The organism is Brevundimonas sp., from assembly GCF_016742135.1.
Lineage (GTDB): Bacteria > Pseudomonadota > Alphaproteobacteria > Caulobacterales > Caulobacteraceae > Brevundimonas.
Genome location: NZ_JACVCG010000003.1, coordinates 380,721 through 396,012 on the forward strand (window position 1 = coordinate 380,721; position 15,292 = coordinate 396,012).

The window sequence follows — 15,292 nt, forward strand, 5'->3', positions numbered from 1 at the left end:
CACCCGGACACCGCCCCCTGATCAAACCCTGTGCCTCGATCAGCCCTCGGCCTTGTCCTCGGCGGGGGCCTCTTCTGCAGCGGCTTCCTCGGCGGGAGCCTCCTCAGCGGCGGCGTCGGCAGCCGGAGCTTCCTCGGCGGGCGCTTCTTCCGCCGGAGCGTTCCTGGCGGCTTCGGCCTCTTCCTTGGCGCGGGCGGCGGCTTCGGCAGCCTCGACCTTGGCAGCGGCTTCAGCTTCCAGACGGTCGGCTTCGCGCTGGGCGCGCTCTGCGGCGCGTTCCTGGGCCTTCTTGCCCGGCTCACCCTTCTTGGGGTTGTTGCCCTGGGTCCACTTGACCTTGCCGACCAGGGCTTCGTCCTGGCTCAGGCTGATGAAGCGGGCCACGCGGTCGGTCGGCTGGGCGCCCTTGCCCAGCCATTCCGAGATGCGGTCGGCCTTGAGGGTGACGCGCGGCTTGTCGCCGTCCTTGGGCAGCATCGGGTTGTAGGTGCCGACACGCTCGATAAATTTGCCATCGCGCGGGGCGTGGCTGTCGGCGACCACGATGTGATAGTAGGGGCGCTTCTTGGTGCCGCCACGCGACAGACGAATCTTCAGCATTTTCAGTCTCTTTCTTTAGGGAAAAGGGTCAGGATTTCTTGGTGGGCAGACCGGGCAGGCCGGGCAGTCCACCAGGGGGCATGCCGCCACCCAGACCGGACAGCCGGTCCTGGATGGCCTTCATTTCGTCAGCCGAGGGCTCGGGCATCCGCCCGCCCCCCATGGCCTTCAGCCGGGCCATGTCGGGCTGGCCGGGTCCGCCGCCGAGCCCCCCCAGCATGGCGGCCATCTGCTGCATCTTCTTCGGACCGCCGCGCGCCAGCGATTTGACCATATCGGCCATCTGGCGGTGCTGTTTCAGCAGGCGGTTGATGTCCTGCACCTCGACGCCGGCCCCGGCGGCGATGCGTTTCTTGCGACTGGCGTTCAGCAGATCCGGCTTCTTGCGCTCGGTTTTCGTCATCGAGCTGAGGATGGCCTGCTGGCGCGCGATCATCCGGTCGTCGACGCCGGTCTCGGCCATCTGGGCCTTCATCTTCGCCACACCGGGCAGCATGCCCATAATGCCCTGAAGGCCGCCCATCTGCTTCATCTGCTGCAGCTGGGCCGCCAGGTCGTCGAGGTCGAACTTGCCCTTGGCCAGCTTCTTGGCCATGGCCTCGGCCTTGGCGGCATCGAGATCCTGACTGGCCTTCTCGACCAGGGCCACGATATCGCCCTGGCCCAGGATGCGGCCGGCGACGCGCCGGGCGTCGAACACGTCCAGCGCGTCGACCTTTTCGCCCGAGCCGATGTATTTGATCGGCAGGCCGGTCACGGCCCGCATAGACAGCATGGCCCCGCCGCGCCCGTCGCCGTCGGCGCGGGTCAGCACCAGACCCGTCAGCGGCAGCCGCTCGTGGAAGGCCTTGGCCGTGCGCACCGCGTCCTGACCCGTCAGGCTGTCGGCGACCAGCAGGGTCTCGACCGGCTTCGACACCGCCGCGACCTCGGCCACCTCATTCATCAGCCCCTCGTCGAGGGTGATGCGACCGGCTGTGTCGAGGATCAGGACGTCAAAGCCCTGAAGCTTCGCCGATTGCAGCGCGCGCCGCGTGATCTGGACCGCGCTCTCGCCCACCACGATCGGCAGGGTCGCGACCTCGATCTGTTCGCCCAGCTTGGCCAGCTGTTCCATGGCCGCCGGACGTCGCGTGTCCAGCGAGGCCATCATGACCTTCTTGCGATCAAATTTCGTCAGACGCAGCGCCAGCTTGGCCGAGCTGGTGGTCTTGCCCGAGCCCTGCAGGCCGGCCATCAGGATCACGGCGGGCGGGGTGGCGTTCAGATTGATGCCGACCGGCGCCTCTCCGCCCAGCATTTCGATCAGGCCGTCATAGACGATCTTGACCACCTGATCGGCCGGTTTGACCGAACGGATGACCTCTTCGCCCTTGGCCTTCTCGCTGGCGAAGGCGATGAAGTCCTTGACCACCGGCAGGGCGACGTCTGCCTCCAGCAGGGCCACGCGCACTTCGCGCATCGCCTCGGCAATGTCCTTTTCGGACAGGGCGCCGCGACCGGTGATCCGGTCAAAGACGCCTGTCAGTCGCTCGTTCAGAGCCTCGAACATCAGAACCTCAAGTCATGGCGTTCATGACCCAGGGCCTCCAAACGAGATCGACCCCAGCGGACGATCACGTCGGCTGGGGGCCTCTCCCGGCTCATCCCGCGTAGCCTGCGGGGGTCGTCCGGGTGGAGGGCGCGAGGTCAACTTGCGCCGGAAGCGGCGGTGTATGGCGGAAAACCGGGAAAAGGGCAAGTCGGGGCCCCTTCCGCAGGGCCACAGGGCACGGAACCGCACAAATTCCGTTACGCAGTGACGCGCCGCCTGTCCTTCATGGACCCGGCGCGCCTATCGTCGATCTTCGAGGAGAGCCCATGACCGACGCCCAGTCCCGCGATTCCGGAACTCCGGACCTCCTGCGCGAGGAGGTTCGCCTGCTGGGCGCGGTGCTGGGCGACGTCATCCGCGAGGCGGGTGGACAGGATCTGTATGACCGGATCGAAGCCGTCCGCCGGGCATCGGTTGCCTATCACCGTGATGGAGCCGACACGCGCGACGCCTCGGAACTGGAGCGCCTGCTGGCCGGGCTCAGCTCGGAGCAGGCGGTCGGCCTGACGCATGGCTTTGCCGTTTTCTCCCTGCTGGCCAATGTCGCCGAGGACCGTGAGGCCCGCAGGCGTGCCCGCGAGGCTGAGGGGCACAGGGCGGCCCCTGATGACCGCCAGGACACGCCCGAAGCCGCCCTCGCCTGGCTGTCCGGGGATGGCGCGGACCGCAAGGCCGTGATCGACATCCTGGCCCGGGGGCTGATCTCGCCGGTGCTGACCGCCCATCCGTCCGAGGTCCGGCGCAAGAGCGTGCTGGACCGGATCGCCGCCCTGTCGGCCCTGCTGGACGGGCGGGGTGAGGGGCAGGGGCCCGGCCCGGCGCTCAGGCGGCAGGTCTTCCTGCTGTGGGCCACCCGACTGGTGCGCACCTCAGGGCTGGTGGTCCAGGACGAAATCGACACCGTCGTCTCCTTTCTGGAGCAGGTGTTTCTGGAGGCGGTGCCCGAGCATCTGAACGCCTGGCGGACGCGGCTTAACGCGCCGGAGCTCAAGCCCTTTCTTACGGTCGGCAGCTGGGTGGGCGGCGACCGCGACGGCAATCCGAATGTCGATGCCTCGGTCATGGAGGCGGCCTTCCGCACCCAGACGCGGGCGGCGCTCGGGGCCTATCTCGAGTCGGTTCACGCCCTGGGTGCCGAACTCAGCCTGTCCGATGCCCTGATCGATCCCGGCCCGGCGTTGATGGCCCTGTCGGACACCTCGGGTGATACCTCGCCGCATCGCGAGGGCGAGCCCTTTCGCCGGGCGTTGAGCCACATCTATGCGAGGCTGGCGGCGGATTATCGGTCCAAGGTCGGATCGCCGCCCCCGCGGCCGGCCGGATTCGCGGCGGAGCCCTACGGCCGCCCGGAGCCCTTCATCGCCGACCTGAAGGTCCTGCGCGACTCCCTGCTGGCGACCGATGCCAGGGCCTTTACCGACGATGCCCTGTCGCGGCTGATCGACCGGGTCGAGGCCTTCGGCTTCCATCTGGCGGTGCTCGACATGCGCCAGAATGCCGATGTGCACGAGCGGGTCGTCGCCGATCTGTTCCGGGTGGCGGGCGTCGCCGATGACTATGACACGCGCGACGAAGCCGGGCGCATGGCCCTGCTGCGCGCCGAACTGGCCAGCCGTCGCCCCCTGTTCGTCCCCGGGGCCCCCGACTATGCCGAGGAGACCCTCAAGGAGCGCGCCATCCTGATGGCGGCCGCCGACGCGATCGGGACCTTCGGCCCGGACGCCATCCGCACCTACATCGTTTCCAAGACCGAAAGCCCGTCCGACCTGCTGGAGGTCTATCTGGTACTGAAGGAGGTCGGCCTGTTCGACCCGCAAAGGCCGGAAACCTGTCCGATCCAGGCCGTGCCCCTGTTCGAGACCATCACCGACCTTCAGGCCGCCCCCGCCACCCTCAGGGCCCTGATGGCCGAACCCGCGCCGTTGGCGCTGGCCCGCGCGCGGAGTGTGCAGGAGGTGATGATCGGCTATTCCGACTCCAACAAGGACGGCTCCTACCTCACCTCGACCTGGGAGCTGAACCACGCCTCGCGGGCGCTGCGCGACGTGGCGCGCGAGGCGGGCGTGGGCCTGCAGCTGTTCCACGGCCGTGGCGGCGCGGTCGGTCGGGGCGGAGGATCCAGCTTCTCCGGGGTCGTGGCCCAGCCGCGCGGCACGGTCGAGGGCCGCATCCGCGTCACCGAACAGGGCGAGGTGATCGCCAACAAATACGGCGAGCCCGGCGTCGCCCGCCGCAATCTGGATGCCCTGACCAGCGGCGTGATCCTGGCCTCACTGCGCAGGGAAAGCGGCGAAGGTCCGGCCGAGCGGCACGGCGCGCTGATCTCGCGCCTCAGCGAGGCGTCGATGCAGGCCTATCGCGCCCTCGTCTACGAGACCGACGGCTTCATCGACTATTTCCGCGCCGCCACACCGATTTCCGAACTGTCCGAGCTCAAGATCGGCTCGCGCCCGGCATCGCGCAGTGCCTCGACGCGGATCGAGGATCTTCGCGCCATCCCCTGGGTGTTCAGCTGGAGCCAGTCGCGCGTGATGCTGCCCGGCTGGTTCGGCTTTGGCTCGGCGCTGGCCACTCTGGATGACGCCGAGGTCGATACGCTGAAGGGTCTGGTCGGGGACTGGCCCTTCCTCACGACCCTGATCCAGAACATGGAGATGGTCATGGCCAAGTCGGACATGGCCGTGGCCCGCCGCTATGCCAGCCTGGTGCCCGACCGGGCGCTGGCCGACGACATCCATGGCCGGATCGCCGCCGAATGGCAGCTGACCCACGATGCCGTCATGCGCCTGACCGGCCAGACCAGCCTGCTGGAGCGACAGCCTGAACTGGCCCGTCTGATCCAGCTGCGCCTGCCCTATATCGAGCCGCTGAACCATGTGCAGGTCGAGCTTATCCGCCGCCGCCGGGCCGGTGACGACGACCCCGCCGTGCGCGAGGGCATCCTCGTGGCCCTGAACGGCATTGCGGCCGGCCTCCGGAACAGCGGCTGACAGAAAAGGGGCCGGAGGATCGCTCCCCCGGCCCCGTATCTTCACGCTCATCACGCTCAAGCAGCGAGCCGCCGCGCGGCGAGCGTTAGCGTCCCTAGTTGACCGGGAAGCCGCGCACGCGCAGCAGGGCGGCGACATCCGGATCGCGACCACGGAAGCGGCGATAGGCCTCGCCCCGGTCGGTGGTGTTGCCCTCGGCCAGAATGATCGCCTTGTACTTGCTGGCGATCTCCGGATTGAAGACATCTCCCGACTCTTCGAAATAGGCCCAGGTGTCGGCGTCCATCACTTCCGACCACAGATAGCTGTAATAGCCCGCCGAATAGGCGTCCGAGGTGAACAGGTGATTGAACTGCGGCAGGCGGTGCCGCATCACGATCTCCTTCGGCATGCCAAAGCGTGCCAGGCTTTCCCGCTCGAAGGCATCGATGTCGGTCGGCGGAGTGGCGCGGGTGTGCAGGTCCATGTCGACCAGGGCCGACGACAGATAGCTGACCGTGGCATAGCCCTGGTTGAAGGTGGCGGCCGCCTCGATCTTGTCCACCAGCTCCTGCGGCATGGGTTGGCCCGTTTCGACATGCTTCATGAAGCCGTCGAGGATCGGGCGCGACAGCACCCAGTGCTCGTGCACCTGGGATGGATATTCCACATAGTCGCGCGGGGTCCCGCCCAGCGAGGGATAGGTCACCTTGTAGGACAGATAGTGCAGGGCGTGGCCGAACTCGTGGAACAGGGTCTCCGCGTCGTCCAGCGAGATCAGCAGCGGCTGGCCGGCCTCGGCCTTGATGAAGTTGTTGTTGTTCGAGACCAGCTGATTGCCGCCCCCGTCATAGGCCCAGCCCAGACGATAGCTGGTCATCCAGGCCCCCGACCGCTTGCCCGGGCGGGCAAAGTCGTCGGAATAGAACAGGCCGATGTGGCGGCCCGAAGCCTTGTCCTTGACCTCGAACACTTCGACGTCCGGATGGAACACCGGCACCGATCCGGCGGGCACCGGGGTGAAGGTGTAACCATACAGGCGCTCGGCCATATAGAAGGCGCCACGCTTGACCGCGTTCAGTTCGAAATAGGGCTTCAGCTCGTTCTGATCGAGGTCGTACTTCTGCTTCCGGACCTTCTCCGCATAGTAGAGATAGTCCCAGGGCTCGATGTCGTGACCCGCGATGGCGCGCATGTCGGCGACCTCTTCGGTGACGCGCGCCTTGGCCGGCTCCCAGACCCGCATCATCAGGTCCATGGCCGCCTCGGGCGTCTTGGCCATGGTGTCCTGCATGCGCCACTCGGCATGGTGGGCATAGCCCAGCAGGCGGGCGCGCTCGGCCCGCAGCTTCACGATCTCGGCGATGGTAGCGTTGGTGTCGTTGGCGTCGCCATTGTCCCCGCGGTTGACGAATTTCCGCCAGACCACCTCGCGCATGGCGCGGTCATCGGCAAAGCTCAGATAGGGATCGACGCTGGAGCGGGTGTTGACGATCGCCCAGCCCGCGATGTTCCGCTCGCGGGCGGCGGCCGCCGCCGCCGCCTTGTTCGACGCCGGAAGGCCTGCGGTCTGGGACTCGTCGGTCAGCACCGTCCAGGTGTTCTCATCGGCGACAACCTTCTGACCAAAGCTGGTGAAGGCGCTGGACAGGGCCGTGTTGATGCGGCCCAGCTCGGCCTTGCCGGCAGCATCCAGCGCGGCCCCGTTGCGGACGAAGCTGTCGCGGCTGCGCTCGGCCAGTCGGGTCTGTTCGGCGTTCAGGCCTGCGGCGCGGGCACCGTCGGCCACGGCCTTGATGCGGGCGAACAGTTTGGCGTTGAAGGTGGTTTCGTCACTGGCGGCCGACAGCAGGGGCGACACCTCGCGCTGCACGGCCTGATAGTCGGCTGAGCCGATGTTGGAGGTCATGACGCCGAACAGGCTGAGCGCGCGGCCCAGCGGCTCTCCGGCCATCTGCATGGCCACCATGGTGTTGGCGAAGGTGGGCGGCTCGGGGTTGTCGGCAATGGCGTTTATCTCGGCCCGTTGCAGCTCGATGCCCTCGATGATGGCAGCCTTGAGCTTCTCGGCGGTCACGGACGGCCAGGGCGGCACGCCTTCATAGGGGCCGGTCCACGGCTGCAGCAGTTCCGCACGCGGAGTCTGCTGCGGCAGGACGGCGCGTGCGATGGCGGCGTCACGGGCCAAGGCCTCGGGGCTCAGGCCGGTGGCGGCTGCGCCACCCATGCCCATACCGGCACAGCCGGAAAGGGCGAAAAGGCTGCCTCCGGCAACGAGAAGCTGGCGTCTGTCCATGAAATGGCTCCCTTGAATTGTGTCGCGATACCCTAGGCTACCGCGGGCCCGGCGTCACATGAACGCCGTGTAATGGCTTTCGAAGTCGTCTTCCGCACAAAGACTTGCATCAGGTCCGGGGGCGGGGGCAAGAGGAACGTCCGCGGGCCTGCCCGTTATCGCCAGGACAGAGGGGCCGGGATGGCCATAGGGGTGTTTGATTCCGGGGTCGGGGGGCTGACGATCCACCGCACGCTCACGCGGCGCTTTCCCGGACGGGATTTCCTCTATCTGGCCGATCAGAAGCACGCCCCCTACGGCGGCCGGGCGGGGGAAGAGATCGTCGATTTGACCCGGGCGGGCTGTGAACGGCTGTTCGCCGAGGGGGCCTCGGTGGTCGTGCTGGCCTGCAACACCGCCTCGGCCATCGCGCTTCGCCGCCTGCAGCAGACCTGGGTGCCCGAAGCCGCGCGCACCTTTGGCCGGTCGGTCAATGTGCTGGGCATCATCGTTCCGACCATAGAGGCCGCCACCGGCCTGCCCTGGACCTATGCCCGCGAAACGGACGACCGGTTCCGCGACGAACGCAAGTCGGCGGTCGAGGTTCTGGGCCTGTTCTGCACCCAGGCCACGGCCAACAGCCGCGTCTATGAGATCGAGATCGACAAGCGGCGCGAGGACCTGGCTGTCTTCACCGAACCTTGCCCGGGCCTCGCCGGCCAGATCGAGACGGGTGTCGACGAGGATGAACTGCGAACCACGGTGCGCGACCATGTCGAGGCCCTGCGCCGCCGCATCGGGCGCTGGCCGGACAAGGTCATCCTGGGCTGCACCCATTACGGCATCGTCGCCCATCTGTTCGCCGAGGCCCTGCCAGAAGGCACGCCGGTCATCGGCCAGCCCGACGCCGTCGCCGATGCGCTGGAGCGCTATTTCACCCGCCATCCCGAATATGCGCTGGGGGATCAGGGGCGGTTGCGCTTCCTGACCACCGGCTCACCCGGCGGCCAGAGCGAGCGGGTCGAACGCTTCTGGGGTGAACCCCTGACCTTCGAGAAGGCCTGATCATGCGTATTCTGATTTTTGTCGTCGCCCTCGCCCTTGCAGGGCTGGTGACGTCTCCCGTGGCGGCGGAGGTCATTTCGCGGAGCGAGAATGCCTTCACCCTGAAGTTCGAGGGGACGACCCGCCTTGACCCGACCGAAGTGGCAGACGCCTTCTCGGAGGTCGAACAGTGGTGGGACCCGGCGCACAGTTACACCGGTGATGCGGCAAACCTCAGCCTCGCTCTCGAAACCGGCGGCTGCTGGTGCGAGGTCATGCCGGATGGCTCCCGCTTCGACCACGGCCGGGTCGAGTCGGTGGCCTTGGGTGAGCTCCGCCTTCACGCGCCTTTCGGTCCGCTGCGGGCCATGGCCACACGGGCCGATCTGGTCGTGACCTACGCCTTGGTCAACGGTGTCGTGCGGACGACCTGGACCTTTGTGGTGGAGGGGCCCGGTGTGGGGGCCATGGCCGATCCGGTTGACGGGGTTATGGGCGGCGGCTTCACACGCTGGACCGCCCATATGGACGCCCGCGCCTCCGCTCTCTGATCAGGCGTTCAGCGCCTCGGCGGAGGCGACCACGCGGCTGGCCGCATGCACGACAGCACCAATGCGCAGGGCAGCCTGAACCTGGGGGGCGGTAAAGCCGTGCTGGCGCAGGGGCCCCTCATGGGCATCGATACAGGCCCCGCAGCCGTTGATGGCCGACACCGCCGTGCACCACAGCTCGAAGTCCATCTTGTCGACGCCCGGATTGGCGATGACGTTCATCCGCAGGCGCGCCGGCAGGGTCCCGTACTCCTTGTTCTTCATCAGGTGCAGGGACCGGTAGTAGATGTTGTTCATCCCCATGATGGCCGCCGCCGCGCGCGCAGCATTGAGCGCCTCGGGCGACAGCTTGTCGGCTGCGGCCGCTTCGATGGTGCGGACGACGGGCACAGTGCCCACGGCATGGGCCGAGGCCAGGAAACAGCCCCACTTCTGCTGGTCGTTCAGCACCGTCTCGCTGGCCAGCGAGCTGAGGTTCAGCGAGATATCCTTGGCATAGGCCGGGATCAGATCGCGCAGGGCGTCGAGGGACATTGTTGAGGTTTCCCTTCGGGAAGTGGCTAACGCTCGCAACGCGGTTGCTCGCTGCTTGAGCCACGGGAGAGTGTGTAGGAAGGCGCAACGAGTGATGGGCGACGAAGGTCTCGCCACTCATCACTCGCCACACGTCACTGCTTACGCCGCCAGCGTCTCGCCGCCGACCGGGCGGTTGCAGGCGCACAGTTCGTCGGTCTGCAGGGCGTCGACGACACGCAGGGTGTCGGCCGGGGCGCGGCCCACGTTCAGATTGGTCACATAGACGTGCTGGACGACGTTGTGCGGATCGACGACGAAGGTGGCACGCAGGGCGACGCCTTCTTCCTCGTTCAGAATGCCCAGCTCGCGGGCGAACTTGCCGCCGTTGTCGGCAAACTGCCAAATCGGCAGCTTGTTCAGGTCGGCGTGGTCGCGGCGCCAGGCCAGCTTGACGAACTCATTGTCGGTCGAGCCGCCGAGCACGACGGTGTCACGGTCCTCAAAATCGCGGGCCAGGGAGGCGAACTCGGCGATTTCGGTCGGGCAGACGAAGGTGAAGTCCTTCGGATAGAAGAAGATGACCTTCCACTTGCCTTCAAAGCTGGTCTCGGTGATCGGCTCGAATGCCGAGACGCCGTTCTCTTCGTGGCTGTTGAAGCCGGGCTTCACACCGATGATTTTGAATGCAGGCAGTTTTTCGCCGACGCCGAGCATGGGCTCTCCTTGGGATCAGGGATGAAAGAATATATCGCGTGCCGGGGGGAGCCGACCGCATGGGCGGGACTTGGGGGTTTCCGCCCCGGAAGTCAAATCAATCCTTTCGCATTCGCGAATAGATTTCGCTTATGCGAAGGGGTAGGGTGGTGGCCCCATTGCCGGAGGTCCCTGCGTGCTGCCCACCCTGCGCCAGTTGCAGTATCTGAAGCTCCTCGCCGAGCATGCCTCATTCAGCCGCGCGGCCGAGGCCGCCCATGTCAGCCAGCCGGCGCTGAGCTCGGGCGTGCAGGAGCTGGAGCGTATTCTGGGGGCCGCCGTCGTCGAGCGCACCCGGGGCCGGGTGCAGCTGACTGCCGTGGGGGCCGAGGCCGTGCGCCGGGCCGAGGATGTTCTGGCCCGGACCGAAGATCTGGTCGAGGCGGCCCGCAATGCGGGCAAACCTCTGTCGGGACGGTTTCGCCTGGGGGTGATCCCGACGGTCGCCCCCTTTCTGCTCCCGGCCAAGCTGCCGGGGTTGAAGGCCGCCTATCCGGCGCTTCGCCTGTTCATCCGTGAGGATCTGACCCCGCGGCTGGTGGCCGGTCTGAAAGCCGGACAGCTGGACGCCGCCGTCATCGCCCTGCCTTACGGTGCCCCGGGGATCGATCATGCCCGCATCGGCGATGACGAGATTCTGGCCGCCGCTCCCGTCGGCCACCGCCTGGCGGGCACCGGGCCGATCCCGCCGGGATCGCTCCGTGCCGATGACCTGATCCTGCTGGAAGACGGCCACTGTCTGCGTGATCAGGCCCTGGCGGCCTTCGATATCGAGGCGCCCCGCGGCGAGGACGTCTTTGCCGCGACCTCCCTGCATACGCTGGTGCAGATGGTCTCCTCGGGGCTGGGGGTCAGCTTCCTGCCCGAAATGGCCGTGCGCGCCGGCCTCGCCGACGATCCCGGCGTCGTCGTGCGCCCGATTAGCGCCGATGCCCCCCGGCGCGAGATTGTAGTCGCCTGGCGTACCGGCTCCAGCCGCGCCGCCGAGGCCCGCCTGCTGGCCGAAGCCCTCAAGCTGGACTGATGCCGCCCCCTTCATTGCTGAAAATACACTAGGGGGCCGTCGAAAGTCGGGGCATGGGACGGATCAGCTCATCCCCATAACCCCGATCCGTGACATGAACCGCTCCCTTGCCGCCGCTGCCGCCCTCATGGCCCTTGCGATCACGCCCGCCTGTGCCCCGGTGGTCGAGGGCGGGCCGCCGCTCGCCCTGCCGCCCGGTCTGGTCGAGACGGCCTCGATCGGCACAATCACCCTGTCCACCGGCTGGTTGCGGGCCGAGGACGATGTGGGCGATACCTTCATCGAGGAGATCGGCGAGGAGATGCGCACCTGCGCCTACGGCACCTGGCCGCTCGACCTGCGGCTGCACATCGAGGAGCTGGATCGCGAGGGGCGACTGACCATGGCCGTCCGGGGTCGGGGCAGCCACTATGCCCGCGGCGTCGCCGAACTGGTCGACCCGCGCTCGGGCACGGTGGTCGGTCGCTATCCGCTGGAAGTCGAGGTCGACGCCGGCGGACGCGTCGCCGGCATCTTCGGCGACCGCCAGATGATCGTCGCCGAGGCCTTCGGTCGCGCCCTGTGCGACGCCGCCTTTGCCCGCAATCCCCGCCGCCCGGGGCCGCACAACGCGACCCCGAATTGATGCGCGCCCTGCTTTCCTGCCTTGTTGCTGCCGCCCTGCTGGCGGGCTGTTCGACGGATTTCTGGGATATGGACCCCGAAATGCGGATTGCCCTTCCCCCCGGGCAGGCGACCGCGCTCCGGGTCGACCGAATCGAGATCCGCAGCAGTTACTACGACCCGCCGGATGCCTTCTCGGAAGCCTTCATCCCGGCTTTCCAGAGCCAGACCGACGCCTGCGCCCGGGGGCAGTCTCCCGTACGGGCCGTCGTCTTTATCCATGCTCTTGACCGGGGCGGTACCCTGCTGGATGACCAGGGACAGGCGCGCCTGTCCGGCAGCGTAGACCTGATCGACGCGCGCGGACGGGTCATCGGGCGCTATCCCCTTTCGGCGCAGATGCCCGGCCCGGCCGGCGATCTCGGCGAGCGACGCTCGGCGCTTGGGGAGGCGCTTGGTGCTCAGCTATGCCGCGAGGCCTTCGCTGCGGGGAGCTGAGACGAAAAAAGGCCGGGACAGACCCCGGCCTTTCCCACCCTGATCCGACAGAGACCGTCAGTCGCGGGCCAAGTTCCGCAGGACGTAGGGCATGACGCCGCCGGCCCGGAAATAGTCCAGTTCCGTCGCATTATCGATGCGGCAGCGGACAGGGAAGCGGGCCATCTTGCCGTCGGCGGCGCGGAACAGCTCGACCCAGAGGTCCTGACGCGGCTTCAGCTTGCCGACATTGGCGTCCGACAGGCCGCGGATGGTGACGATCTCCTCGCCGGTCAGGCCCAGACGGGTCCAGCCGTCCTGCTTGAACTGCAGCGGCACCACGCCCATGCCGATCAGGTTCGACCGGTGGATGCGCTCATAGCTTTCGGCGATGACCGCGCGAACGCCCAGCAGGCGCGTACCCTTGGCCGCCCAGTCCCGCGAGCTGCCGGTGCCGTATTCCTTGCCGGCGAATACCACCAGCGGGCGGCCCTCGGACTGATAGCGCATGGCCGCGTTATAGATCGACATGGTGTCGCCCGACGGGAAGTGTCGGGTCACGCCCCCCTCGATATCGGGGGTGATCTTGTTGCGGATGCGGATGTTGGCAAAGGTGCCGCGCATCATCACCTCATGGTTCCCGCGACGGGCCCCGTACGAGTTGAAGTCCAGCGCATCGACGCCGTGCTCGGTCAGATAGGCCCCGGCGGGCGAGCTCTTCTTGATCGACCCGGCCGGGCTGATGTGGTCGGTGGTGATCGAATCGCCGAAGATGCCGAGGATGCGGGCTTCGACCACATCGGTGACGGCCGCCGGCTCCATGGTCATGCCCTCGAAATAGGGCGGGTTCTGCACATAGGTCGAGGTGTCGTCCCAGGCATAGGTCTGGCCACCGGCGGTCTCGATACCCTGCCAGTGCTTGTCGCCCTTGAAGACGTCGGCATAGCGTTTGGCGAACATGGCCGGGGTGACGCATTTCTTCTGGATGTCGGCGATTTCCTGATTGGTCGGCCAGATATCCTTGAGGAAGACATCCTTGCCCTTCTTGTCCTTGCCGATCGGCTCCCTGGTGATGTCGATGCGCATCGAGCCGGCCAGGGCATAGGCGACCACCAGCGGCGGGCTGGCCAGATAGTTGGCCTGCACATCGGGGTTCACCCGCCCTTCGAAATTGCGGTTGCCCGACAGCACCGAGGTCGCGACCAGGCCGTTGTCATTGATGGCCTTGGAGATCGCCGGATCCAGCGGGCCCGAGTTGCCGATACAGGTCGTGCAGCCATAGCCGACCAGGTTGAAGCCCATGGCGTTCAGGTCGTCCTGCAGGCCCGCCGCCGTCAGATAGTCGGTGACCACCTGCGAGCCGGGGGCCAGCGAGGTCTTCACCCACGGCTTGACCGTGAGACCCAGCTTGCGGGCCTTGCGCGCCACCAGACCGGCGGCGATCAGCACCGACGGGTTGGAGGTATTGGTGCAGGAGGTGATGGCGGCGATCACCACATCGCCGTCGCCGAGGTCGAACGTCTCTCCCTCGACCGCGACGCGCGGCGCGTCGGCCTCGCGGTTGAACACCTCGCCCAGCGCGGTGTGGAAAGCGGGGGCGGCGTTGGTCAGCTCCACCCGGTCCTGGGGGCGCTTGGGCCCGGCCAGCGACGGCACGACCTCGGCCATGTCCAGTTCCAGGACGTCGGTGAACACCGGGTCCTCGGAGCTTTCGTCGATCCAGAGCCCTTGCGCCTCCGCATAGGCCTTGACCAGCGCCACGCGCGCCTTGTCGCGGCCGGTAGCCGTCAGATAGTCGAGGGTCGCCTGCGACACCGGGAAGAAGCCGCAGGTCGCGCCGTATTCCGGAGCCATATTGGCGATGGTGGCCTGATCCTCGATGGTCAGGACGTTGACGCCCGGGCCGAAGAATTCGACGAACTTGCCGACCACGCCCTTCTTGCGCAGCATCTGGGTCACGGTCAGGACCAGATCGGTGGCCGTGGCCCCTTCCGGCAGCTTTCCGGTCAGTTTGAAGCCGATCACCTCGGGGATCAGCATCGGAATCGGCTGACCCAGCATGGCCGCCTCGGCCTCGATGCCGCCCACGCCCCAGCCCAGAACCGACAGGCCGTTGATCATGGTCGTGTGGGAATCCGTGCCGACCACGGTGTCGGGATAGGCGACGGTCTTCTTGCCTTCCTCGGCGGTCCAGACGGTCTGGGCCAGGTGCTCCAGGTTCACCTGGTGGCAGATGCCGGTGCCCGGCGGCACGACGCGGAAGTTGTTGAAGGCGGATGAACCCCAGCGCAGGAATTTGTAGCGCTCGATATTGCGCTCGTACTCGCGGGCGACGTTGGCCTCGAAGGCTTCGGGGGTGCCGTAGTGGTCGACCATGACCGAGTGGTCGATGACCAGATCGACGGGGTTGAGCGGATTGATCTTCTTGGGGTCGGCTCCCAGCCTGGCCATGGCATCGCGCATGGCGGCCAGATCGACGACGGCGGGCACGCCCGTGAAATCCTGCATCAGCACGCGCGCGGGACGGAAGGCAATCTCGTGTTCGACCGAGCCCTTGTTCTCAACCCAGGCGGCCACGGCCTTCAGGTCCTCGGCGGTGACCGACACGCCGTCCTCGTTGCGCAGCAGGTTCTCGAGCAGCACCTTCATCGAACGGGGCAGGCGGGAAATCCCGGTCAGACCGGCTTCCTCTGCGGCGGCAAGGCTGTAATAGGCATACTTCTTACGCCCGACGGCGAGATCCCGGCGGGTGGCGTGAGTGTCGATTGACGGCATGGAGAGCTTCCTCTGGCAAAGGCCGCCCGGACATCCGGTTGCGCGATCGCGCGGCAGACGCAGGGGCACACAGGTCCCCGGCGCGCGCGGCGAAAGCCTGCTGCGGCAATC

General features: G+C 67.2%; 12 protein-coding genes. 6 read left to right on the plus strand and 6 right to left on the minus strand.

The features are described 5' to 3' along the window. Positions 1-39: 39 nt before the first annotated feature. Together rpsP and ffh are read right to left on the minus strand one after the other, a co-directional pair. Positions 40-600, minus strand: coding sequence for a 30S ribosomal protein S16 (gene rpsP, locus IBJ06_RS08730; RefSeq protein ID WP_292159282.1), 561 nt, complete (start codon positions 598-600; stop codon positions 40-42). A gap of 28 nt (positions 601-628) precedes the next feature. Then, positions 629-2,152 (minus strand): signal recognition particle protein, encoded by a 1,524-nt coding sequence (gene ffh / locus IBJ06_RS08735; protein ID WP_292159285.1) that lies wholly within the window; start codon positions 2,150-2,152, stop codon positions 629-631. Between the two features lie 308 nt (positions 2,153-2,460). Here ffh and ppc point away from each other — a divergent pair, with 308 nt between their 5' ends. Next, entirely contained in the window at positions 2,461-5,184 is a 2,724-nt protein-coding gene (gene ppc, locus IBJ06_RS08740) for a phosphoenolpyruvate carboxylase (protein WP_292159287.1), read from the plus strand. A 94-nt stretch (positions 5,185-5,278) separates the two neighbouring features. Here the strand turns inward: ppc and IBJ06_RS08745 are convergent, their stop codons facing one another. Continuing rightward, on the minus strand, positions 5,279-7,459 hold the full coding sequence (locus IBJ06_RS08745) for a M3 family metallopeptidase (RefSeq protein WP_292159289.1): 2,181 nt from the start codon (positions 7,457-7,459) through the stop codon (positions 5,279-5,281). A 180-nt stretch (positions 7,460-7,639) separates the two neighbouring features. On the opposite strand from IBJ06_RS08745, the gene IBJ06_RS08750 reads away from it, so the two are divergent. Continuing rightward, positions 7,640-8,503, plus strand: a complete 864-nt coding sequence (locus IBJ06_RS08750; RefSeq protein WP_292159291.1) for an aspartate/glutamate racemase family protein — start codon at positions 7,640-7,642, stop codon at positions 8,501-8,503. Between the two features lie 2 nt (positions 8,504-8,505). Beyond that, complete coding sequence (locus IBJ06_RS08755) at positions 8,506-9,033, plus strand: hypothetical protein (RefSeq protein ID WP_292159293.1); 528 nt, start codon at positions 8,506-8,508, stop codon at positions 9,031-9,033. On the opposite strand, the gene IBJ06_RS08760 is transcribed toward IBJ06_RS08755, so the two are convergent. Beyond that, positions 9,034-9,567: a carboxymuconolactone decarboxylase family protein gene (locus tag IBJ06_RS08760; RefSeq protein WP_292159295.1), complete on the minus strand. Its 534-nt coding sequence runs from the start codon at positions 9,565-9,567 to the stop codon at positions 9,034-9,036. It abuts the gene before it with no gap. A 141-nt stretch (positions 9,568-9,708) separates the two neighbouring features. After that, a complete protein-coding gene (locus IBJ06_RS08765; RefSeq protein ID WP_292159297.1) occupies positions 9,709-10,263 on the minus strand; it encodes a peroxiredoxin in 555 nt (184 codons plus the stop codon). Positions 10,264-10,438: 175 nt separating this feature from the next. Here IBJ06_RS08765 and IBJ06_RS08770 point away from each other — a divergent pair, with 175 nt between their 5' ends. From IBJ06_RS08770 to IBJ06_RS08780, 3 genes are all read left to right on the plus strand, one after another. Beyond that, the gene (locus IBJ06_RS08770) at positions 10,439-11,326 is read left to right on the plus strand and encodes a hydrogen peroxide-inducible genes activator (protein ID WP_292159299.1); all 888 of its coding nucleotides are present in this window, start codon (positions 10,439-10,441) and stop codon (positions 11,324-11,326) included. A 94-nt stretch (positions 11,327-11,420) separates the two neighbouring features. Then, a complete protein-coding gene (locus tag IBJ06_RS08775) occupies positions 11,421-11,951 on the plus strand; it encodes a hypothetical protein (RefSeq protein ID WP_292159303.1) in 531 nt (176 codons plus the stop codon). Continuing rightward, complete coding sequence (locus tag IBJ06_RS08780; protein WP_292159305.1) at positions 11,951-12,427, plus strand: hypothetical protein; 477 nt, start codon at positions 11,951-11,953, stop codon at positions 12,425-12,427. Before IBJ06_RS08775 ends, IBJ06_RS08780 begins: the two co-directional genes overlap by 1 nt. Positions 12,428-12,484: 57 nt before the next feature. Here IBJ06_RS08780 and acnA read toward each other — a convergent pair whose 3' ends face one another. Continuing rightward, the gene (acnA, locus tag IBJ06_RS08785) at positions 12,485-15,181 is read right to left on the minus strand and encodes an aconitate hydratase AcnA (RefSeq protein WP_292159307.1); all 2,697 of its coding nucleotides are present in this window, start codon (positions 15,179-15,181) and stop codon (positions 12,485-12,487) included. Positions 15,182-15,292 lie beyond the last annotated feature (111 nt).